Consider the following 21480-nt stretch of genomic DNA (forward strand, 5'->3'; position numbering starts at 1 on the left):
ATCAGAATAAACCATGATAAGCATAATTCAGTTTTTCTCCCCAAAATAGAGCAATAAATGCCCCACCAACCAGATAAGGACCGAATGGAATGGGAGTACTCTTTTTGAGTCTAGCAGTTAACACTAATCCAATACCAACAGTTGCGCCCACCAGTGATGAGGAAAGCATGACCAGCGGAAGCATATTCCATCCCAACCACGCGCCAATAGCAGATAACAACTTAAAATCACCATAACCCATACCTTCTTTACCCGTGGAAAGTTTAAAGCACCAGTAAATTGACCACAAAGAAAGATAGCCTGCTACAGCGCCAATAATTGCAGATTGAATATCAGTAAAACCATTGTTCATATTGATCAGTAAGCCCATCCATAATAATGGTATGGTTATATCATCCGGCAGTAGTTGCGTATTCAAATCAATGACTGCAAGTGCAATGAGCGCCCACACAAAAATCAATACCGCAATAGTTATCAAACCGTAACCATAATACCAGGCAACAAAACCGCTCATAAGCGCCGTTACTGTTTCTACAATAGGATAACGCAGTGAAATATGTGCATGGCATTGAGAACAACGACCTAGTAAAACAAGATAGCTAACAATTGGAATATTTTCCCATACGGTTATTTTATGTCCGCAATGAGTACATACCGAACGAGGGGTAATCAGGTTAAATGTAGGCAACGCTTTGCCCGCTTCACCATGCAGCTCTGCACACTGCTGCAGCCAATTTCTTTTCATCATTTCAGGCAGACGGTATATCACGACGTTCAGAAAGCTGCCGATCATTAACCCGATTATCGCGACAAATGAAATAAAAAAAGCCGGCGTATCTTGCAGCATGGATAGTAATGGCATGGTTATTATGTAATAGAATTGGATTCCGGGAGTCGCGTTTAATTAACAACCATACCCATTTTGAAGATAGGCAAATACATCGCAACGACCATACCGCCAATTAGTGTTCCCAATACAACCATGATGATCGGCTCCATCAAACTTGACAGCGCGGCAACCGCATCATCTACTTCTGCTTCGTAGAAGTCAGCGATTTTACTTAACATGGAATCAAGCGAACCGGCCTCTTCACCAATGGCGACCATTTGAATCACCATGTTCGGAAATACATTGGTGCCAGCCATGGAAGAGGTCAAACTATTGCCTGTACTGACTTCAATTTGTATGTTCTTGGTGGCTTCGAAATAAATATGATTCCCTGCCGCACCGGCGACCGAATCCAATGATTCTACCAGAGGCACACCTGCGGCAAACATAGTTGAAAGTGTACGTGACCAGCGTGCAATCGTAGCTTTACGGATTACTTCTCCGAAGATAGGTAACTTAAGCGCAAAACGATCCATAACATGTTGCATTGAGATTGAACGCTTCCAAGTATATAAAAAAGCATAAATTCCACCGCCCAGAATACCGAGAATGGCCCACCAATATGCAACGAAGAAATTTGAAATGGTCATTACAAAAAGCGTTGGGGCGGGCAATTCAGCACCGAATCCTTCAAATAGATCTTTAAAAGCCGGGATTACAAAAATCATGATTACTGCAGTAATAACAAAAGCAACTACGATAATCGAAATAGGGTAAAAAAGTGCAGATTTAATTTTCCCCTTAATGGCTTGAATTTTTTCTTTGTAGGTTGCCAAACGATCCAGAATATGATCTAGAATACCGGCAGCTTCTCCTGCTCCCACAAGATTACAATATAGTTCATCGAAGTAAAGCGGGTATTTACGAAATGCATCTGTCAAATTACTACCAGTTTCTACGTCGGCTTTAATATCCAAAAGTAATTTACTCAAGGCTCGGTTGCTGTGACCTCTGCCCACTATATCGAAGGCTTGTAATAGCGGCACACCAGATTTCATCATAGTAGCCAACTGACGTGTAAATAACGTTATATCTTTGTCAGTAATTTTGCCACCGGATTGAGTTTTCTTTATTTTTGTGACTTTGATACCCTGGCGGCGTAATGTAGAAGTAACAATAACTGTTCCAGCAGCGCGCATTTCACCTTTTATCTGTTTACCAGCCCTGTCCTTACCTTCCCACGAGTAATTAATTTCTTTTAGCTTATTCTCTGTGTGCGCTGTCACAGTTGCCATAATTAGCTCCTCAAAAACTTAGAGTATTCATGAAAATATATACTAGAAAAACATTGCAAAGACTCAAATTCCGCTATTGTCATTAACAACAAAGCTCAAAAGATAATTCTGAGCTTGTGCGGAACTAACGGCATAGTTTGGTGTATTACTTAGCGCTAATTTTCACAGCATTGGGTTCTATCTTAGATGTCATTGGCTCTTCCGTATGAACAGCTTTAATGCCATCAAAAATTGTTGGGTACAACAAGTTGACATGCAATTCTTTTTTCATTCTTAGATTATTAAGCCGCCTGGATTCTTTCATGAAAGATAGCATCGTAGGCGATATCTGTTCTTGGGCTTGATTGCGGGTGATACGAGGGGGACGTGGCAAAGCAAAATGATCTGCGACTAAATCAAAATATTCTCCCATTTTCAGATGCGAGTCATCGCAGGTATGATAGATTCTATTTGGCTTTGCATGTTGCAAGGCAGCACAAATTATTCTAGCGAGATCATCCGCATGAATATGATTGGTATAACTATCTTCAGTATCCAATAATGCCGGATGACCTTCTCGCAAACGTGTTAGTGGCAATCTGTTTGCTGCATAAATACCCGGTACCCTTAAAATGGAAACGGGAATATGATTACGCTTTCCCCAATTACGTATTTGTCTTTCAGCATCGATGCGTCGTATTGCTCGACCATTTTCCGGATGAACTGGGTATGTCTCGTCTATTAGTGTCCCATGGCAATCGCCATAAACCCCGCTGGTACTGATATAGATGAATCGTTGTGGTAAAATCCCTGCTTGCCGTTCTGTTCGTCTGGTTAATGCGGACAGTAGATGTGCGGTTCTGCGATCGTATAATCCTTGATTGGGCGGAGGAGCCAAGTGTAGAACTAACTGTGCAATCCCAGCGAGTTTCTCGAGACTTCTCGGAAGATCAAGATTTCCGTAAATTGGGATAATGCCATGTAACCGTAAATGGCCAGCGCTATCTAAATTACGATATAAACCGAGCATTCGGTAATGTGTTTGTAAAAGTGGTGCTACCCGTAAGGCAATATCACCACAACCAACAATTAACAGTGTTTTTTTCATATTAGCTATTTGTTTCTGATTATTATATTTTTTATTTGTCTGCCACTCAATGTCGTATCAAATCATTATTAAACCTAGCGAGCATGCTCTAAAAGTAGAATCTGGAGAAACTATTCTTGAAGCAGCCCTCCGTGAAGGCTTCTCGCTGCCTTATGGCTGTCGTAATGGTTCCTGTGGGATTTGCAAAGGAAAAATCATACAAGGCAAAGTAGACTATGGCCACCACAGTGAAGAAACATTGACTGAAGAAGAGAAGCAAGCCGGTAAAGCATTGTTTTGTTGCGCTTCTCCACTGACCGATCTGGTTATTGAATGTCATGAAATCGGCGCCACTAAGAATATTGAAATTAAAACATTACCGTGCCGTGTGCATAATCTTGAGCTTGTCGCTCCTGATGTGATGATTATTTCTCTAAAACTTCCTACTAATCAGCGGCTGCAGTTTTTAGCAGGGCAATATATCGATATCCTGCCCAAAGATGGAAAGCGACGGAGTTTTTCTTTGGCGAATGCACCGCATGATGATGAATTTTTGCAATTACATGCACGTAACTATCCTGGAGGCGCATTTACTGAACATGTTTTTACGCACATGAAAGCCAAAGATATGCTTCGCTTCACAGGGCCTTTAGGCTCATTCTTTTTACGCGACACACCCGAGAATACTTCCATTATCTTTCTGGCGAGCGGCACAGGATTTGCGCCAATCAAAAGTATTCTTGAACACATTTTTCATCAAGAGAACAGTCGAAACAATAAAATAAAAATGACACTCTACTGGGGTGCTCGTAAAAGAGCTGATTTGTATTTAGCGGATTTAGCAGATAAGTGGCAACAACAACACAAAAATTTCACTTTTGTCCCCGTGCTGTCTGAACCCTTACCAACCGACAACTGGGAAGGGAGAATCGGTTTGGTACATGAAGCGGTCGTGCAAGACTTTCGCAGTTTGGAAAAACATCGGGTATATGCCTGTGGCGCTCCAGCTATGGTAAAAGCTGCTTACCACGACTTTACCAATCTTCGCGATTTGCCAAAAGATGCTTTTTTCTCCGATGTATTCACGCCCTCAACCAGCAACCCCCAAGTTGTACAAGAATCTTAGCCGCTTTAATTGATCTGATTGAGTGTTAATTCAAGCCCCTTATTATAATGATTCATAGCTAATTCATGTTTGCCTAATTTCTCATTCAGTTGCGCTAAAGCAAAATGCGCTTTATGCCCAGACTCAACAGATAAGCTGGCTTCTAAATAATTTTGTGCTTTACCCCAAAGTTCGCAGTGCGTACAAAGTTTACCGAGTGTCAATAACAATTGCGCGTTATTAGGCTGTGATTTCAGCCAAACTTCAGCACACTCAATTTGCCTGTTAACGTGATAATCCAGACACTCTGCATAGAGTTCAATTAATTCGTTATCCCATGTAATGGGAACATTCTGTTCAATGATCCGATTTGCAATCGTGCAGCTTCCTTGTGAGATATAGGCACGCGCGGCAGCAACAGAAAGCTTACTATCCATTTTCTCCATGGGTGATATGTGCTGCCAGTACTGATTTAGTGATGGCAAGTCCGAAGCTTTACTTCTAATATTTTCTATTTGTGCGTCGTGTTTTAATTCTTTTATCAGCGTTTTATTGGCTGACTGACGTTTTGCCAGTACTTCAGCTAACTCAATGACTGCATCCCAATTTCCGGCTTGTTTTTGCGCTTCCAGTTCCAGTTGTAAAACGACAGTCGATTGTAAGCCGCCATCCGAGTACAAAGATCGTAATGTTTTGAGCGCTTCTTCGTAATGCCCATCATGCAGTAGAAATTCAGTTTTAGTGGCAAGGCATAACGACTTTTCATCGGGCGCTTTTTGGAGCGCCGTGTTCAGATACTGATCTCGCGCTGTGATTTCATCAAGCTTATTTGCTGAACGAGCTGCAATGACAGCGCAAATTGCTTGAGCCGTCGATGAATCAGCTAACTTTAATGCTATAGCTGTATTTCTTTGTGCTTTAACAAAATCGCCCTCATAGTAAGCTTTTAATCCAGAAAGTAACATCTCGTCTGTTTTTTTATGGCGATGCCGCCGACTGAACCCTAATATTCCCAGAATAATCCGGACTAGAATGTAGAAAACAAAAAATGCTGCGATTACTCCAATTATAAAGTGATCAAGTGATAGCTCTATTTGATAGGGTGGCATCTCCAACAGAGCACGCCCCGTCACGTTTTTTGCAGCAAGTGTAACAGCTACAGCAGCAGCAAACAGTGCCAATAGCCAGAGTATCAGTTTCATATTTTCTCCTCATTGCAGTAGAGCGATCATTGTTAATGTGAACCACAAATTACATAAACACCAGCCATGATAAGTACAAGTGATGTTATAAACGCTTTTAGCTTTATTTCGAGTGCTTTCTCTTATAAATTGTACTGTTTCCCGGTTACCTGAAAGTACGCTTGCAGGCTTTCCAGCAAACCTTCATCTCCAGCAGATGTCGCTTTTACGATTTTTCCCAACCCCAATTCTTTTGCTGTCCGGGCAATACGTTCATGAACTGTAAAAACCGGGGTCGATTTCAGTAATTGTTGGCCAAGCTTGCCTATTATGTCAAATAAATTATGTAATCCTTCGCTGCTAGTGATAATCACGGCGTGAATCTCGCCTTGCGACCAAGCTGTTATTAATGACGTTGTATCAATATTCGGCTTCCTGCGGTGATAGCATTCTGCGTACTCGAGGAATGCGCCACGCTGTATGAGTGTGTCTCTCAGTAATTCCCTGCCGCCGTTACCACGAAAAATGACAACTCGTTTGCCAGCCATGTTTTGCAATTGCTCCTGCTGCAGTAATGCTTCACTATCAAAATGCTCAACTGGAACGAGTACTTCGTTGATGCCATAATGCTTTAAAGCATCTGCACTACCTTTACCGACGGCGGCAAATCTCAAATGGGAAGGCAATATACGTTGCTTGCTAATTAATTGCATGGCTTTGTTGACAGCATTGGGACTGACGAATATTGCCCAATCGAATTCATCTAAACGGCCAATCAAATCTATCAAAGGATTTAAATCTTTTACATCCGTTATTTCCAGTACCGGAAGTAAAATTGGATTTCCGCCAATAGCGCGAATACCTTCTGCAAGAAAAACAGATTGCTGTATTGGACGAGTAACCAGAACATTAATGCCGTCTAATTGTTTGTTTGTAGGCAACGCTATTTCCAACCATCTGCTGGGACCAAGGCTGCTAATATTTCATCAGCACCTTCGCCGACTAGTTTTTTAGCCAGCTGCTGCCCCATTGCGATACCAGTTTCCGGCTTGCCATTTAATGCGCCGCTGATAATGCGTTTACCATCAGGTTGTGCAACGAAGCCACGTAACTCGAGTGTACCATTGATAATTTCTGCAAATGCTCCCAATGGCACCTGACAACTGCCTCCCAATACACGGCTTAAAGCCCGTTCTGCTTCCACACAAAAAGCAGTTGCCTGGTGATTCAAAGGTTGCATTAGCTCAATCAAATCCGTGCGATCAGCCCGGCATTCGATACCCAAAGCACCTTGCCCTACCGCAGGCAAGCTTTGTTCAGGATTCAGCAGTGCAGTGATGCGACCGGATAATCCAAGCCGTTTTAAACCAGCTGCAGCGAGAATGATTGCAGCATACTGCCCTTCATCGAGTTTACGTAACCGGGTTTGCACATTGCCACGCAATGGATGTACTTGAAGATGAGGAAATTGTGCGCGCAGTTGACTTTCTCGCCGCAGGCTTGAGGTACCAACAATGCTGCCTTCTGGCAGCACATCCAGATTAGCATATTGATTGGAAACAAAGGCATCGCGTGGATCTTCCCGCTCAGTGATAGCAGCAAGCTTGAATCCCTCAGGCACATTCATGGGCATATCTTTCATCGAATGCACCGCGATATCCGCACGTCCATCTTCTAAGGCTTGCTCTAGTTCCTTAATGAACAGACCCTTCCCGCCTATTTTTGATAATGATTGGTCCAGTATCTGGTCGCCAAGCGTTGTCATGCCGAGTATGCTGATTTCAGTTTGCGGGTATAATTCGCCTAAACATTTCTGAATAAACTTAGCTTGCCACATTGCAAGTAGGCTTTCTCGTGATGCAATGACGATTTTCTGGGGAGATAAAAATGAATTGGGCATTAATAGTATAAAATGAAAAAATTACAAAAAATTCTTAATAATAGTCATTTTAGCATGGTCGACACTAACTTGGCTTATCGCAAGAGCATGTCGGATTCATTTTTAAGTGAGCGTGTGATGCGATGAGTGCAACTGATTCAGAGAATAGTGTTGCTAACACTAAATTAGTGAATGATAAAGACTTACCATTGCGGGAAGATATTCGTTTCCTAGGACGTATGCTGGGCGATACGTTACGTGAGCAAGATGGAGATAGTGCTTTTGAGCTGGTCGAGAATATACGCCAGACTGCAATTCGTTTTCATCGGGACCAAGATCTAAAGGCGAGAGATGAGCTCGATGCAATACTCAACCAGTTGAGTGATAAAGACTCATTGCCCGTCGTCCGTGCATTTAGTTATTTCTCATTACTTTCTAATATTGCTGAGGATGTTCATCACAACCGGCGCCGGCGCGCGCATCTTCGCGCGGGATCTCTGCCACAGGCTGGAAGTGTGGCATTAGCACTGGAACGCGTATTGGAAAGCAGGAAAGATATTACAGTCTTAGCGGACTTTTTTAACAAAGCAATGATATCCCCGGTTTTGACAGCGCATCCAACAGAAGTCCAGCGAAGAAGTATCCTGGATTGCCAATTAACCATTGAGCGTTTGCTGAAAGAACGTGCGCGGACTGAACTCACGCCCAATGAATTGCGCCACAATGAGGAAGGCTTGCGCGCTACCATTCAGATATTGTGGCAGACCCGCATGTTACGTCCCACCCGCTTGTCTGTGTATGATGAAATTGAAAATGGCTTGGCGTATTACAGCTACACCTTTTTGACAGAGATCCCCTACATCTATGCCAAAATTGAAGACCTGCTCGAACGCCGCTTGGGTAAAGATGCTCCCTATGTCACATCGTTCTTGCGCATCGGTAGTTGGATTGGTGGTGACCGTGATGGCAATCCGTTTGTCACGCATGATGTCATGTTGCGGGCGGTGGAACGTCAATCGTCGGTGGCATTGGATTTTTATATTGATGCCGTGCAGAAAATCGGCCGTTCTATGAGTCTGACCGAGCAATTAGTGCAAGTCAGCGATGAAGTTAAACAACTGGCCGCTACCGCGCCGGATATTCCTAATCGGTCTGACGAACCGTACCGGCGGATTTTCCTCAGTATCGCCGCGCGCTTGGTTGCAACCGCGTATCAATTAGGCCATCAAGTCACACAATACACGCCGACCGAAACCAGAGCGCCTTATGCCAGTAGCACTGAATTTTTGCACGACCTCAATGCCATCATCCACTCGCTCAAACAGCATAAATCATCTTGGATAGCGCGTGGTGCATTACGTAATCTCAGCCGTGCCGTGGATGTATTTGGTTTCCATTTAGCACCGCTGGATATGCGCCAGCATAGCAAGATCCATGAACAGGTCGTCAGCGAATTATTCGAGCACGATACAGGGCGGAAAGGCTATGCGCAGCTGAGTGAAAAAGATCGTACGGAGTGGCTGCTTAAAGAAATTAGTCAACCACGTTCGATACTGGCCTCGTACACTGATTTTTCCGAGCTGGCGCAATCCGAACTGCGAATTTTGCAATGCGCCGCCGAAATTCATCGCCGTTTTGGACGTGCAGCGATGTCGAATTACATCATTTCGATGACCACCGATATCATTAATGTGCTGGAAGTGGCATTTTTGTTACAGCAAGTCGGCCTATTGCAAGCCGGCGAAAACCCGCAACTTCATCTCAATATTATCCCACTATTTGAAACAATCTCGGATTTGCGTAGCTGTAGCGTTATTATGGATCAGTTATTTTCACTGCCCTATTATCGCAAATTGCTGAGTTCGCGTGCCAACGTACAAGAAGTCATGCTAGGTTACTCTGATAGCAACAAGGACGGGGGGTTTATCACGTCGAATTGGGAGATTTATAAAGCTGAAATTGAACTCACCAAAGTTTTTGCCAAGCACAAAGTTGAGTTACGCTTGTTTCACGGCCGTGGCGGCACGGTGGGCCGGGGTGGCGGACCGAGTTATCAAAGTATCCTGGCTCAGCCGCCAGGAAGTGTTAATGGTCAAATACGCGTAACCGAGCAAGGCGAGGTGATCAGCAGTAAATATGCCGAACCTGAAATTGGGCGGCGGAACCTTGAAACATTGGCGGCGGCGACGATGGAAGCAACGCTGCTGAGTCATGATTCAATCGGCACGAATTCGGATCGTTATTATTCGGCTATGGAGAAATTGGCATCCGTGTCTTTTGTAGCTTACCGTGACTTGGTGTATGAAACTCCCGGATTTAAGCAATTCTTTCTGGAATCAACGCCGATTCGCGAAATGGCGGGGCTGCATATTGGCAGCAGGCCGCCGTCACGTAAGAATTCCGATGCGATTGAAGATTTGCGTGCAATTCCTTGGGTATTTAGCTGGAGTTTGAGTCGGATGATGCTGCCGGGATGGTACGGATTTGGTCACGCAGTAGAAGCTTTTGTCAATCATGAAGATCAGGATGGGCAGGGATTGGCATTATTGCAGGAGATGTATCGGGAATGGCCCTTTATGCAAACATTATTGTCGAACATGGACATGGTGTTGGCTAAGACAGATATGGGTATCGCATCCCGCTATGCGGAATTAGTCGAGGATGTGGCGTTGCGTGAGCAGATTTTTGGGCGTATCAAAGACGAATGGACAAGAAGTCAAAAATGGTTGTTTGCCGTGACCGGCCATACTGAGTTACTGCAAGACAATCCAACGCTAGCACGAAGTATCCGCAACAGAACCCCTTATATTGATCCACTCAACCATTTACAGGTGGAACTGCTGCGCCGTTACCGGTCCGGTGAAGATAGTGAAGAAGTTAGGCGTTCCATCCACCTTACGATTAATGGTGTGACCGCCGGGTTGCGCAATAGTGGTTAATAGGCAGGTCTTATTACTGAAATGCTTGAGCTGTAGGAGGCTTTCGTGCAAATAAAGCGAATCATATGTATCGTGTTGTTCAGTTTTTATTCTCAATGGGTATTGGCTTCACTGCCGATCCAGTACTGGCAGGCAGCCTCCGGGGCAAGAGTTTATTTTGTTGAAAATCACGATTTGCCCATGCTGGATATCAATGTGGAGTTTGCTGCGGGTAGTGCCATGGATACAATCAGTAAATCAGGCTGCGCCAATCTGGTACAGCATTTGCTTAGTCTTGGCGCGGGCGGTCTATCTGAAGACCAAATTGCCACAGCGTTGGCCGATGTTGGCGCGCAACTAAAAAATAATTTCGACCGCGATCGTGCGGGATTAGCTTTGCGTACTTTGAGCAGTGAGCGGGAGCGCAAGCAAGCACTTGATGTATTTGCACGCATTATTCAGTCCCCGGAATTCTCTCAGGAAATATTGTTGCGTGAAAAGGCAAGAATAGTTTCGAGCATTAAAGAATCGAGCACCAAGCCAGACTACATTGGCGAGCGTGAATTGATGAAAATGCTCTATAGCAGTCACCCTTACGGATTCAATGAGCAGGGAGAAATTGATACGCTGAATAGGTTGCAGCGGGACGATTTGCTTACTTTCTATCGCTCTTATTATGTTACCGGGAACGCAGTAATAACAATCATTGGCGATGTGACTCGGCTTGAAGCTGCAGCAATTGCGGAACAATTAACTGGTAATCTATCTTCCAGTGGACAGAAAAATGAAATACCGGCAGTATCAATACCCGTCGCAGGAATAAAAAGAATTCCGCACCCGGCAACACAAAGCCACATCCAATTGGCCTTTCCGGGCTTGCGTCGAAGTGATCCGGATTATTTTCCCCTATTAGTCGGAAATCATATCCTGGGCGGCGGAGGGTTCATTTCACGTCTGATGGAAGAAGTTCGTCAGCAACGCGGTTTGGCTTATAGCGTTTACAGCTTCTTTTCTCCCTATAAAGAACAAGGGCCTTTTCAAATAGGTTTGCAGACAAAAAAGGAACAGTCGGAAGAGGCGCTGGCATTAACGCAGAAAGTGCTTAAAGATTTTGTTGCAAGTGGTCCAACAGAGGAAGAATTGCTGGCTGCCAAACAAAATATTATCGGCGGTTTCCCGCTTCGCATAGATAGTAATAGCAAAATATTGAGCTATCTTTCCATGATCGGCTTTTATAATTTACCACTGACTTATTTAACGGATTATCTGGTAGCTGTTGAAGCAGTAACAACCGAGCAAATCCGGCAAGCATTCCAGCGACGAATTCAACCGGACGGCATGGTTACTGTTGTCGTGGGAGCAATTGAGTAAACGCTTGGCCCATGGCTTTAGTTAGAGGAAAAGTCCGTATCATTGGTGGTCAGTGGCGCAGCCGTTTGCTGACTTTTCCAGCAAATCCGGATTTAAGACCCACCTCCGATAGAATACGTGAAACCGTATTTAATTGGCTGGGACAGGATTTAACCGGCATGAGTTGTCTTGATTTGTTTGCTGGAAGTGGTGCATTGGGTTTTGAAGCTGCGTCTCGCGGCGCATCACAAGTGGTTATGGTCGATGCAGATACTAAAATTTATAATGCATTGCATGAAAATAAGGAAAAATTGCAAGCTACGCAAGTCGAACTGAAAATAATGAACGCGTTAAATTTTTTGAATTCTGATGTGCGGAAATTTGATGTTATTTTTCTTGATCCGCCTTATCGTCTTGAACTGTTATCAAAATTGTTGCCGCTACTGCCATCACATCTGGGAAAAGGCGGGCTGGTTTACACTGAAACTAAAGGCGCTTGGATCGCGGATAAACCATGGCGTGTAAAACGTAGCGCAAAAGCTGGCACCGTATCCTATCAGCTTCTGGAGTTAGAATTGAATGGATAAAGTGATCTATCCTGGTACGTTTGACCCAATAACGCGCGGGCACGAAGATCTCGTCCGGCGTGCTTCGCGTTTGTTTGATCAAGTCATCGTAGCGATAGCCGTAAGCAGCAGTAAGAAACCATTTTTTACTTTGGAAGAAAGAGTAGAAATGGCACACGAAGTATTGTCAGACTGTCCGAATGTCAAAATTATGGCATTTTCTGGTTTATTGATGAATTTCTTGCAGCAACAAAACACGCGAATAATTTTGCGCGGTTTGCGTGCCGCTTCAGACTTTGAATATGAGTTCCAGATGGCAGGGATGAATCGTAGTATGTATCCCGATGTGGAAACTTTATTCATGACGCCATCAGAACAATATATGTTTATTTCAGCAACCATTGTGCGTGAGATTGCCTCATTGGGTGGGAATGCGGATGCATTTGTACACCCGCTGGTAGCAAAAAAACTACGCGGAAAAATAAAAAAATAGTAGCGAGAGAATTCAATGGCATTAATTATTACTGACGAATGTATTAACTGTGATGTTTGCGAACCCGAATGCCCTAATGGTGCCATTTCTCAGGGTGAAGAAATTTACATGATAGCTGCGAGCTTATGCACAGAATGTGTTGGGCACTACAATGAGCCGCAATGTATCGAAGTATGTCCTGTCGATTGTATTATTACCAATCCAGATAGGATTGAAAGCAAAGAACAACTACAAGCTAAATATCAGTCGCTTATCTCTGGAAAATAACCTATATCCGGCGGAATAAGCAGGAACCGCACCACGCTTCTACACGAAATCAGACCGTTTTCTCCGCTTAATCGTCAACGCATTACTGCGCATATTGGTTTAATCTTCGCATGAGCATTTTGGTTTTGCTTACGAAGCGTTCGTTCCGATGGAATCTGAGCACAAGCTAGAAAATAGTTATTCCATCGCCAAAATCAGATGTTCCCACCGCACTATCCAATTAAATTAAGACCAGCGCTAATTGATATTTTCTTGACTGAGACTCAAATGGATCCTCGCACAATAGCCACGAATGTTCGCTCAATTTTCTCCTTACCGGATGTTGTGGTTCGCATAAACGATTTAATTGATTCAGGGGAAGCGTCTAATTATGAATTGGAGCAGGTGATTTCAAGTGATCCGGCATTAACAGCAAAATTATTGAAGTTCGCGAACAGCACTTACTTTGGTTTTTCTGGCAAAGTAGAAACTATTTTAAAAGCAATCTCCATAATTGGGCATAAAGAACTGCGTAATCTAGTCTTAGCATCATCAGTGACGTCTACATTTAAAGGTATCTCATCTGATCTGGTCGACATGGATACATTTTGGAATCACAGTATCACTTGTGGTGTAACTGCGCGTTTACTCGCCTCGAGTGTTGATAGTAGAGAACGTTTCTTCATCGCTGGATTGTTGCATGGTGTTGGGAGACTAATCCTCTTCAGCCAGTACCCGGAAGAATCTGCAAAAGTATTGAGTTGTATGAACCAAGGTGAAGACGCTGTAATCCATGCAGAGCGTAAGATTTTTGGTTTTACTCACGCGCAATTAGGCGCTGAGCTTCTGAATCAATGGAAATTACCCCCTAATATCTGGAAAATAGTTGAACACCAATTCGATCCCATGAAGGATGCAGAATATGAATATGATGCCAGCACGCTGTGCGCAGCTATCAATATTGCTAACTATATTCAGCCCTGTACTAATCAGAAAATAAATCACGAAGAAACAATACCTGACCGTGCACTCAAAACATGGAGCTACCTTGGCTTGTCAGTTGAAATTATTGAATCAGTGATGACAGTGGCTAAATTACAAGTTATAGAAGTATTCAATGCCATACGGTAGGCATCAAGAAATCACGCAACAGGCATATTATCGATGCGTATTATTGTCTTCGCACATTGCTGAGTAAATAGAGCCTGCTAAAAAAGTATAAATAGATGATTTAATTTAATGATATTAAATATTTTTGTAAAATAGTGCGCGTAAATATTTGAACTAACACCAAAAACCGTGCACTATGATTCGTTACATCAACCAAAAAACCGCCCTTCGAAGGATTTGATACACTGCCGGGCATGATTCTTGATCCCACTAATCGCTGGGTAAAACTGAGGAATCTTGCTGCCAAAATGGCATTGTGGGTGACAAAAAGGAGCATGCTCAGAGAAATTCGGTTTGCGCGTGCCTGCCAATTCATCTCAAACCGGAATCTTTACTTGGCAGCGCACAACTGATCGCTGAATTTCTGAGTAAGCTCTATTTATCCTCAGGCCAGCGAAGGACTCTAACTTAATTCGTATTGCTTACCCCGGCTCCCCGGTGATTAAGGGGGCGTCCATACCATCTTCTTATTTTCTTATCAACTCAGACAAATGATTGAGCAATTCTTCCTCTTTATAAGGCTTACCAAGAAATATATTAACCCCCAGATCCTGGGCAATTTTCCGGTGTTTTTCCGCGGTTCGTGAGGAAATGATGATCATTGGGATAAGAGCCGTTTCCGGGTTCGCGCGTACCCATTCAATCAATTCAAAACCATTCATTTTAGGCATTTCCAGATCGATCAGCATGACATCCGGAATACTGTCCTGAAGGATTTCAATTGCTTCCTTGCCATTCTTAGCAATCAACACATCACAACCTTCACGTTCCAGCAGGCGGCAGGTCACTTTGCGCACCGTCAATGAATCATCCACCACCATGATGGCGGGTGCCTTGATGGGTTTCTTCTTAGCGAAAGCCGTTAATTCGGCTAGCGGTGTACTGAGCACTTTCTGAACATCGTTACGCTGTATCAGTTTCACCGGATTCAGGATCAAAATAACTTCGCCATCGCCGGTAATCGTAGCGCCTTCAACACCGGGCGCATGTGCAAGCTGTGAACCGATGTTCTTGACCACTACTTCGGTGTTACCGATCAGATCATCAACATGCACGGCAAGATATTGTGTGCCGCTGCGCAGGAATAATACTTGGCTATGCTTGGTGATTTCAGGAATATGATCTGCTTGACTCAATAAATGCGACAGATGGGAAAACAAGTATTTTTTCCCATTAAACTCGATCTGCCGATCCTGATAGATCGTTTTAAGCGTATCGGGATCGAATTCCCGGTTTTGTTCGACAATAAAAGCAGGGATCGCATAGATTTGTTTCCCGGCGCGGACCATGAATGTTTGTGCAACGGATAGTGTGAGCGGCAAATAAATCGTGAACGTTGTTCCCTGGTTGGGAGCAGATTGGACGCTGATGCGGCCACCGAGCATCGAAATCTCATTTTTGACGATATCCAGGCCGATTCCGCGACCGGCAATTCCGGTGATGGCGTCAGTTGTCGATAAGCCTTGGATGAAGATCAACGACATCACTTTGTCATCATCCAATATTTCATTTTCCTGCATCAAGCCAAGCTGTTGTGCTTCTTCACGAATGCGCGGCAAATTCAGACCGCGGCCATCGTCACTCAGCGTGATAATCACTTCGTTGCCTTCTTGGCGCACGTGGATAGTAACTTGCCCTGTTTCAGGCTTGCCTGCTTGTTGCCTTAATAGTGGTTCTTCGATGCCGTGGGCTATCGCATTACGCAACAAATGTTCCAGAGGGGGATTAATCTTCTCTAATACACTGCGATCAATTTCAACTTCCGCACCCTGAATTTCCAGGTTGGCTTTCTTACCCACATCTTCCGCCACTTGCCGGGCGATACGATAATAGCGTTCGGCATAATTACCAAAAGGTATCGTGCGGATTTGCAGCAAGGATTGCTGGAGCTGGCGGTTAATCACGGATTGCTGCACGACCGCTTCTTCAGCGACCGTTTGTGTTGCCCGCAAGCTTTTTTGCACGGTAATAATGTCATCGACACTTTCTGCCATCAGCCGCGTCAGTTCCTGGAAGCGGGAGAATCGATCAAATTCGAGCGGATCAAACGCAGGCTCGCTTTCATGCCGCTGTGCAAGGTGCGATTGCATTTGCGTTTCCGCCTGAATCTCCACTTCGCGCAACTGGTCGTGCAAGCGGTGCGTACTTTCAGTCAGATCCTGTAGCGATTGTTTAAAATTGTTGAGTTGTGCTTCAATTTTGGAGCGCAAAATGCTGGCTTCTCCGGAATCATTAATCAGGCGATCAATCAACTCGGAGTTAATACGCAAAATGGTTTTTGACTGAAGCAATTCGGTTTTTTCGGGCATAACACCTATGGGTTCAATCCTCTCTGTAACTGCATCCGCAGCGGCCTGATTTTCCAGGAGTGGCAGCACCTCAATACGTTGAAGCTGTTCAATCTTACCGCTGATGGCATCAAATTCACTTTCGAGCTGGTCCAGCGCGGCGTCGGAAATATTGCGCGAAAGAAAAGCTGCTTCCACATGACTTTCCATCGCATGGATCAATTCACCAAGCTGCAACGCTCCCGTCATGCGGGCACTGCCTTTCAAGGTATGCAACAATCGCAGTAGCGCATGATGAATATCTTCGTCTTGCGGCAGCATGCGCCAGGCGCGCAATTTACCGCCCATTTGCGGAATAATGCCTTGCGTTTCTTCAAGAAACACCGGAAGCAGCTCAAGATTGATCTGATCAACTGCTTCGGCGGCAAACGGCACAGGCTGTACCGGCTTAGTTTTTGTTCCGCTTGATGAGGAATCCGGGAATACGGCTGGCTCTTCCGTTTCGGCTTCAAACGAGGCATCTATGTCAACAAGACTGTTAGCCTTTGCTGCGGGTTCCACCTGTGCCTCGATGGCTTTTTCACTGGTTAATAGTGCTTTTGCTAAAAGCAACAATTCACCGGCATCAACCGCTGTTGCGCCCTGTTCGCGCAGATTCCTGCACCACTCGCCATAGGCCTGATGCGTGCGCGTGATTAACCTTACTAATGGATCGGAAACCGATCTTTTTTCAGTCAGCCAATGACTCAGAACTTGTTCCAAGCGCCAGGCCACTTCACTCATCTTCTCCAGCTTGACCATGCGGCCACTGCCTTTGAGTGTATGGAATCCACGCTGCAAAGCAGTGAGAGACTCACGATCGGCTGCATCGATCCGGCACTTCTGCAATTCACTGGCTATACTGGCCAGCACTTCATCCGCTTCTTCCAGGAAAATAGCGAGCAATTCCAAATCGACACTGGTACTTGCCGCTTTAACGGCTGTTTTATCCGGCTTTGCCACGACGGTAGGTACCGAAGCAGCCGTTTGCGCCGGTAACGGTGTGCTTGCGGCAATCGATGCGACCTGGAATAACTTGATCGCTTCCTCGACAATCTGGTGACTCTCTGGTTGCCCGCTTCTGAGCGCTTCAATATAGAAACCCAGACTGCTTAATCCATCTACCAGCAGGATCTGCTCGGTCTCAACAATTTCATAACCCGGTTTTAACAGTTTCTCGACCAGGTTCAGGCAAAGATGCAGCAAAGTGTGCGCACGTTCCAAATCCAGCATGACCAAAGCGCCGAAGATTTGCTTGAATAAGCTAGGCAGCATGGACAATTCTGCACTTTTGGCAGGTTCAAAAAAGAATTTATCCAGAATGGTCTCGATTTGCCCCAGATTGGTCAGAATTTCCTGTGCAACCTGCGCCAATAATTCCTTTTCCTGTGATTTACTTTCTAACACAGTTAACGCCGGCGCATGCGGCAGCGTACTGACATTGCCTGCGGTAATGCCGCGCAGACGGGTGGCAATTACATCGATCTGCTGCGATAAATCCGGCGGTAACTTGTTAAAGTCATCGATAATACTTTCAACCAGTAACAAAGCAGTCGCCATTTCCATCGCCAGCTCTTCACTGGCATCCTGAGGCTGATCATGCAAAAAAGTAACGGTACTATTAATGGCATCGATTAATTTCATTAGCGGCGCGCATTGGGTTTGCTGCGCTTGATGGTTGAGCCAATCCATGTATTCAAGCAACGAGGCCAGACTTTCTTGATGTCCTGCACAAAATTCACGCCAGATGTCATTCGCCTCCATCAACGTGCTACGTAGCCTATCCAAAATGGGACGCAAAGTTTCCGACTGTTCAAAAGTCAGCGTATCCTGATCTGCCGACAGTCCGGGCCAGGTATAACTGTTCTTGATATCGCTGATGCGCTGACTGGCTGATTCGCTGTGGGCAATGTGGTACAGCAGTTCACGCATTAATGGTGCAGTACTACCCAGTGTTCCAGCGGCAAGATGGCGTATGGTTTGTTCAATCTTCCCGCACAGGCGGCGCACCGGAAGATCGATTTGATCGCTTTCCAGATACAATAAATCCTCGAGAAAACCCGCGGCTGCCCACCAAAATGCGCGCCCTTCAATAGTTCCCGGAAATTCTTCGAGCTGATTGACTGCCACGGCCATTTTCTGCAAACCGTCTTTATTCGATGGATCACGCAACCACTTAAGCAGTCCGGCCTGATACTCGGCGCCCAATTGTTTGGCTAAGGATTTAGCCGTTAAAGCATCAATATGCGTTGATTCCGCCTTTAATGCCGGATTAGCCGTTAACCGCGGAAAAAATAAATCGCTCTCGGGCGCATTTTCAAAACCATACACTTGCATCAACCCGCGATACGCTGGAAACAGACGTAGCGGATTTTCTTCCACACCTTCAATCAGCTCATTCAGGTAATAAAGCAATGCCTGGGTGGATTGTTTCAGCGCATCGAAAATCGGCGGACTGGGTTCAATCTTCTTGCTGATGAGCGCTGCAACCAATTGCTCCATCTTTTCAGTGACGATGGTGATGCTCGTCAGATTCAGCATCTCCAGCAAGCCGTCCAATTGATGAATATAATTCCGGCAATCTCTGATTAGCTTGTCATTGCCAGGATGCTTGCTATAAACATCCAGATTCTGGTCAATCAAAGCGAATACTTGATAGATTCCGTCCTTGATTCCGATAATCGAGGCAATATTAAGTTTGGGTTGTGCGCTCATTTTTAATACCATCTATTCCATTTTGAAATCGAAATCAACATTACACCTTGAAATTGGATACCGATGCTTTCAGCTCAGATGCAAAACCGGTAATCTGTTTGATTGATCCCGTGGTTTTCAACGTCCCCTCAGTATTCTGCCGGGTAATATGCAGAATCTCTTCCATATTGGCAACCACCTTATGTGCCGCCCGTGTTTGGGTATTGGTGACGTCAAAAATATTGGTTACCAGTTGGGCAAGCTGTTTTGAAACTTCTTCTATTTCTTCCAGAGCCCGTCCAGCCGCATCGGAGCGTTTTGCACCTTTTGCCACGCCGAGCGTGCTTCTCTCCATCGCTGCGATGGCATCTTGTGTGTCACCTTGAATCGTGACGATCAATTCACTGATTTGTTTGCTGGCTTCTGCTGAGCGCTCAGCCAAACGTTGCACTTCTTGCGCAATCACGGTAAAACCATGTCCGGCTTCACCTGCGGCAGTTGCCTGCAGTGCTGCATTTAAAGCCAGTACATTCGTTTGATCGGTGATATCAGTGATCAATGCGACAATTTCACCGATTTCCTGTGAACTTTCTCCCAGGCGTTTGATCCGTTTGGAAGTATCCTGAATATATGCGCGGATTTCATTCATTCCGGCAATGGATTCACGCACCGCCGAGGTACCTTTTTCCGCAGTGGACAACGATTGTTTGGCGACTTTTGCGGATTCTGTCGCCATATCGGATATCTTGCTGATGGATTCCGTCATGCCGATCACTGCCAGGGTGGTTTGTTCAATTTTTGCCGTTTGCTGTTGTGCCGCTGTTAATAATCCCGACGAAACATATTGCGCCTGATTAGACGATTTAACAACCAGCGCGCTGGCCTGATTGACCTGTTCCACCAGTGTGTGCAATTCTTCAATCGTGCAATTAATGGCATCGGCAATCGCACCGGTCATATGGTTCGTGATATCCGTGCGGATGGTCAGGTCGCCATCGGCGATTCTTTTCATATCGTCCAAAAGTGTCACGATTGCCTTTTGCGCTTTCTCAACTTCATTTCTGCTTGCCAAATCTTGATAATGCGCATTCCGGCGTACTGACTGAACAAAAAATATGAGTGCAAGCACTGCGCATGCGCCAAATGTATAATTCAGCGCGTTAAATAAAGAGACAATATGCCGATTTTGTTCTTGAATTTCACTACTCAGCGCTCGCGTCATATCCAGCATGGCTGCGCTGTTGTTCGCAACTTCATCCATAGCCAACTGGGTAGTAAAAGTTACCGGCATTTCTTGTTGAATCACTCGAAGGTGATCTTCAAACCTTCTCAGCAATGAATAAACATGTGACAACAAATCCTGAATAGTCTCATCCCTGTTTGACGCCGCCCCAAGTCCATTATTCCCTTGACTTAAAATTTGGGTAATCGCTGAAATTTGTGCGTGATCCTGAGCAAGCTGCGCGGTGATTTCTGGCATCGAGAATTCGCTGGAAAGAAGCGTTCTAACATTTTTTGCTACGGTACGCGCATGCATTTTTATGGATTCCATCGTCCGTATTTCTTGCGGCAGGTTGCCGATTTCTGCCATACGGCCGATTAATTCTTCGATGCGTCTGGTCAATTGACTCTGCGTAATCTGGATTGTTTTGATGCTGCTGTTTAGCTTAATCGAAGATTCTTTATGGTTCAAAATCAGGGCAACCTTTTTAGCCTCAATCTGCCAGTTTTGCTGATAGGCATTCAGGATTAATGCGAGCGATTGATCTGCGGCTGGAACGATCTTGTCTTGGTTATAGATCCCGCCCTGAGATAGCAGCGCAATATACTGATTTAGCTGAGCTTGACTATCCTGTAACTCGGCAAATGCATTCGCATTACCCATGTGCGCCTGCTGTGCGGCTTTTGACAAACGTAAATGCTGCATCTCCAATTGCGCAACCAATTCCGGTTGAATCGTATGCTGCCTGGCTTGATTGACGCTGATAGCCAGTGTGATCAACAGCAGCACAGTAAAAACCATCAAGATGCCGCCCATTATCCAGCTAGTGTTTAAAATGGAAGCACTCTTAGGAATACTTTTCTTTGCCGGTAAGGTAATAACCGGCAGCTTCTTTCCTATGGCAACCATTCTGGTTGTTAAGCCAAATTTAGATAAATTATCTTCCATTGTTTTCTCCAGCATTGATACGGGCTTGTCTGGATATTCAGTTTTTTTGATGACAGACGACACCAGACACGATTGTTGTCAGGTGATAGCTTAATCGCTGAAACGTGGGGTCAAAAACAGGATAAGACCTGTGAAACAAGGTCTTTTAGGAATTTATGAATTTATTGTATTTTATGTCAGCAAATTCAAGA

Annotated in this window: 15 protein-coding genes; 7 read left to right on the forward strand and 8 right to left on the reverse strand. The window is 44.8% G+C overall.

Features of this window, described 5'->3' with window-relative positions; all coding sequences use genetic code 11:
- Window position 1: 1 nt before the first annotated feature.
- From QZ942_RS04250 to QZ942_RS04260, 3 genes are all read right to left on the reverse strand, one after another.
- Window positions 2-862: an A24 family peptidase gene (locus tag QZ942_RS04250; protein WP_292993450.1), complete on the reverse strand. Its 861-nt coding sequence runs from the start codon at window positions 860-862 to the stop codon at window positions 2-4.
- 38 nt (window positions 863-900) lie between these two features.
- Window positions 901-2124, reverse strand: a complete 1224-nt coding sequence (locus tag QZ942_RS04255; RefSeq protein ID WP_292993451.1) for a type II secretion system F family protein — start codon at window positions 2122-2124, stop codon at window positions 901-903.
- Between the two features lie 145 nt (window positions 2125-2269).
- Complete coding sequence (locus QZ942_RS04260; RefSeq protein ID WP_292993452.1) at window positions 2270-3211, reverse strand: SDR family oxidoreductase; 942 nt, start codon at window positions 3209-3211, stop codon at window positions 2270-2272.
- Window positions 3212-3260: 49 nt separating this feature from the next.
- On the opposite strand from QZ942_RS04260, the gene QZ942_RS04265 reads away from it, so the two are divergent.
- A complete protein-coding gene (locus QZ942_RS04265; RefSeq protein WP_292993453.1) occupies window positions 3261-4316 on the forward strand; it encodes a CDP-6-deoxy-delta-3,4-glucoseen reductase in 1056 nt (351 codons plus the stop codon).
- Between the two features lie 5 nt (window positions 4317-4321).
- On the opposite strand, the gene QZ942_RS04270 is transcribed toward QZ942_RS04265, so the two are convergent.
- From QZ942_RS04270 to hemC, 3 genes are all read right to left on the reverse strand, one after another.
- Complete coding sequence (locus QZ942_RS04270; protein ID WP_292993454.1) at window positions 4322-5497, reverse strand: heme biosynthesis HemY N-terminal domain-containing protein; 1176 nt, start codon at window positions 5495-5497, stop codon at window positions 4322-4324.
- Between the two features lie 122 nt (window positions 5498-5619).
- Window positions 5620-6417: a uroporphyrinogen-III synthase gene (locus QZ942_RS04275; RefSeq protein WP_292993455.1), complete on the reverse strand. Its 798-nt coding sequence runs from the start codon at window positions 6415-6417 to the stop codon at window positions 5620-5622.
- A 2-nt stretch (window positions 6418-6419) separates the two neighbouring features.
- Complete coding sequence (hemC, locus tag QZ942_RS04280) at window positions 6420-7376, reverse strand: hydroxymethylbilane synthase (protein ID WP_292993456.1); 957 nt, start codon at window positions 7374-7376, stop codon at window positions 6420-6422.
- 122 nt (window positions 7377-7498) lie between these two features.
- Here hemC and ppc point away from each other — a divergent pair, with 122 nt between their 5' ends.
- From ppc to QZ942_RS04310, 6 genes are all read left to right on the forward strand, one after another.
- The gene (gene ppc / locus QZ942_RS04285) at window positions 7499-10294 is read left to right on the forward strand and encodes a phosphoenolpyruvate carboxylase (RefSeq protein ID WP_292993457.1); all 2796 of its coding nucleotides are present in this window, start codon (window positions 7499-7501) and stop codon (window positions 10292-10294) included.
- 45 nt (window positions 10295-10339) lie between these two features.
- The gene (locus tag QZ942_RS04290; protein ID WP_292993458.1) at window positions 10340-11644 is read left to right on the forward strand and encodes a pitrilysin family protein; all 1305 of its coding nucleotides are present in this window, start codon (window positions 10340-10342) and stop codon (window positions 11642-11644) included.
- An 11-nt stretch (window positions 11645-11655) separates the two neighbouring features.
- Entirely contained in the window at window positions 11656-12210 is a 555-nt protein-coding gene (rsmD, locus tag QZ942_RS04295; RefSeq protein WP_292993459.1) for a 16S rRNA (guanine(966)-N(2))-methyltransferase RsmD, read from the forward strand.
- Window positions 12203-12682 (forward strand): pantetheine-phosphate adenylyltransferase, encoded by a 480-nt coding sequence (gene coaD / locus QZ942_RS04300; RefSeq protein WP_292993460.1) that lies wholly within the window; start codon window positions 12203-12205, stop codon window positions 12680-12682. Before rsmD ends, coaD begins: the two co-directional genes overlap by 8 nt.
- 15 nt (window positions 12683-12697) lie before the next feature.
- Window positions 12698-12949: a YfhL family 4Fe-4S dicluster ferredoxin gene (locus QZ942_RS04305; protein WP_292993461.1), complete on the forward strand. Its 252-nt coding sequence runs from the start codon at window positions 12698-12700 to the stop codon at window positions 12947-12949.
- Window positions 12950-13216: 267 nt separating this feature from the next.
- A complete protein-coding gene (locus QZ942_RS04310) occupies window positions 13217-14059 on the forward strand; it encodes an HDOD domain-containing protein (protein WP_292993462.1) in 843 nt (280 codons plus the stop codon).
- Between the two features lie 506 nt (window positions 14060-14565).
- On the opposite strand, the gene QZ942_RS04315 is transcribed toward QZ942_RS04310, so the two are convergent.
- The gene (locus tag QZ942_RS04315; protein WP_292993463.1) at window positions 14566-19140 is read right to left on the reverse strand and encodes an Hpt domain-containing protein; all 4575 of its coding nucleotides are present in this window, start codon (window positions 19138-19140) and stop codon (window positions 14566-14568) included.
- A 40-nt stretch (window positions 19141-19180) separates the two neighbouring features.
- Entirely contained in the window at window positions 19181-21289 is a 2109-nt protein-coding gene (locus tag QZ942_RS04320) for a methyl-accepting chemotaxis protein (protein WP_292993464.1), read from the reverse strand.
- Window positions 21290-21480: the final 191 nt, after the last annotated feature.

This window comes from Nitrosomonas sp. (genome assembly GCF_021731985.1).
Taxonomy (GTDB): Bacteria; Pseudomonadota; Gammaproteobacteria; order Burkholderiales; family Nitrosomonadaceae; genus Nitrosomonas.

Coding starts and splice junctions, on each gene's coding strand:
- QZ942_RS04250 (WP_292993450.1), bottom strand. CDS start 862: ATGCCATTACTATCCATGCTGCAAGATACGCCGGCTTTTTTTATTTCA.
- QZ942_RS04255 (WP_292993451.1), bottom strand. CDS start 2,124: ATGGCAACTGTGACAGCGCACACAGAGAATAAGCTAAAAGAAATTAAT.
- QZ942_RS04260 (WP_292993452.1), bottom strand. CDS start 3,211: ATGAAAAAAACACTGTTAATTGTTGGTTGTGGTGATATTGCCTTACGG.
- QZ942_RS04265 (WP_292993453.1), top strand. CDS start 3,261: ATGTCGTATCAAATCATTATTAAACCTAGCGAGCATGCTCTAAAAGTA.
- QZ942_RS04270 (WP_292993454.1), bottom strand. CDS start 5,497: ATGAAACTGATACTCTGGCTATTGGCACTGTTTGCTGCTGCTGTAGCT.
- hemC (WP_292993456.1), bottom strand. CDS start 7,376: ATGCCCAATTCATTTTTATCTCCCCAGAAAATCGTCATTGCATCACGA.
- ppc (WP_292993457.1), top strand. CDS start 7,499: ATGAGTGCAACTGATTCAGAGAATAGTGTTGCTAACACTAAATTAGTG.
- rsmD (WP_292993459.1), top strand. CDS start 11,656: ATGGCTTTAGTTAGAGGAAAAGTCCGTATCATTGGTGGTCAGTGGCGC.
- coaD (WP_292993460.1), top strand. CDS start 12,203: ATGGATAAAGTGATCTATCCTGGTACGTTTGACCCAATAACGCGCGGG.
- QZ942_RS04305 (WP_292993461.1), top strand. CDS start 12,698: ATGGCATTAATTATTACTGACGAATGTATTAACTGTGATGTTTGCGAA.
- QZ942_RS04310 (WP_292993462.1), top strand. CDS start 13,217: ATGGATCCTCGCACAATAGCCACGAATGTTCGCTCAATTTTCTCCTTA.
- QZ942_RS04315 (WP_292993463.1), bottom strand. CDS start 19,140: ATGAGCGCACAACCCAAACTTAATATTGCCTCGATTATCGGAATCAAG.
- QZ942_RS04320 (WP_292993464.1), bottom strand. CDS start 21,289: ATGGAAGATAATTTATCTAAATTTGGCTTAACAACCAGAATGGTTGCC.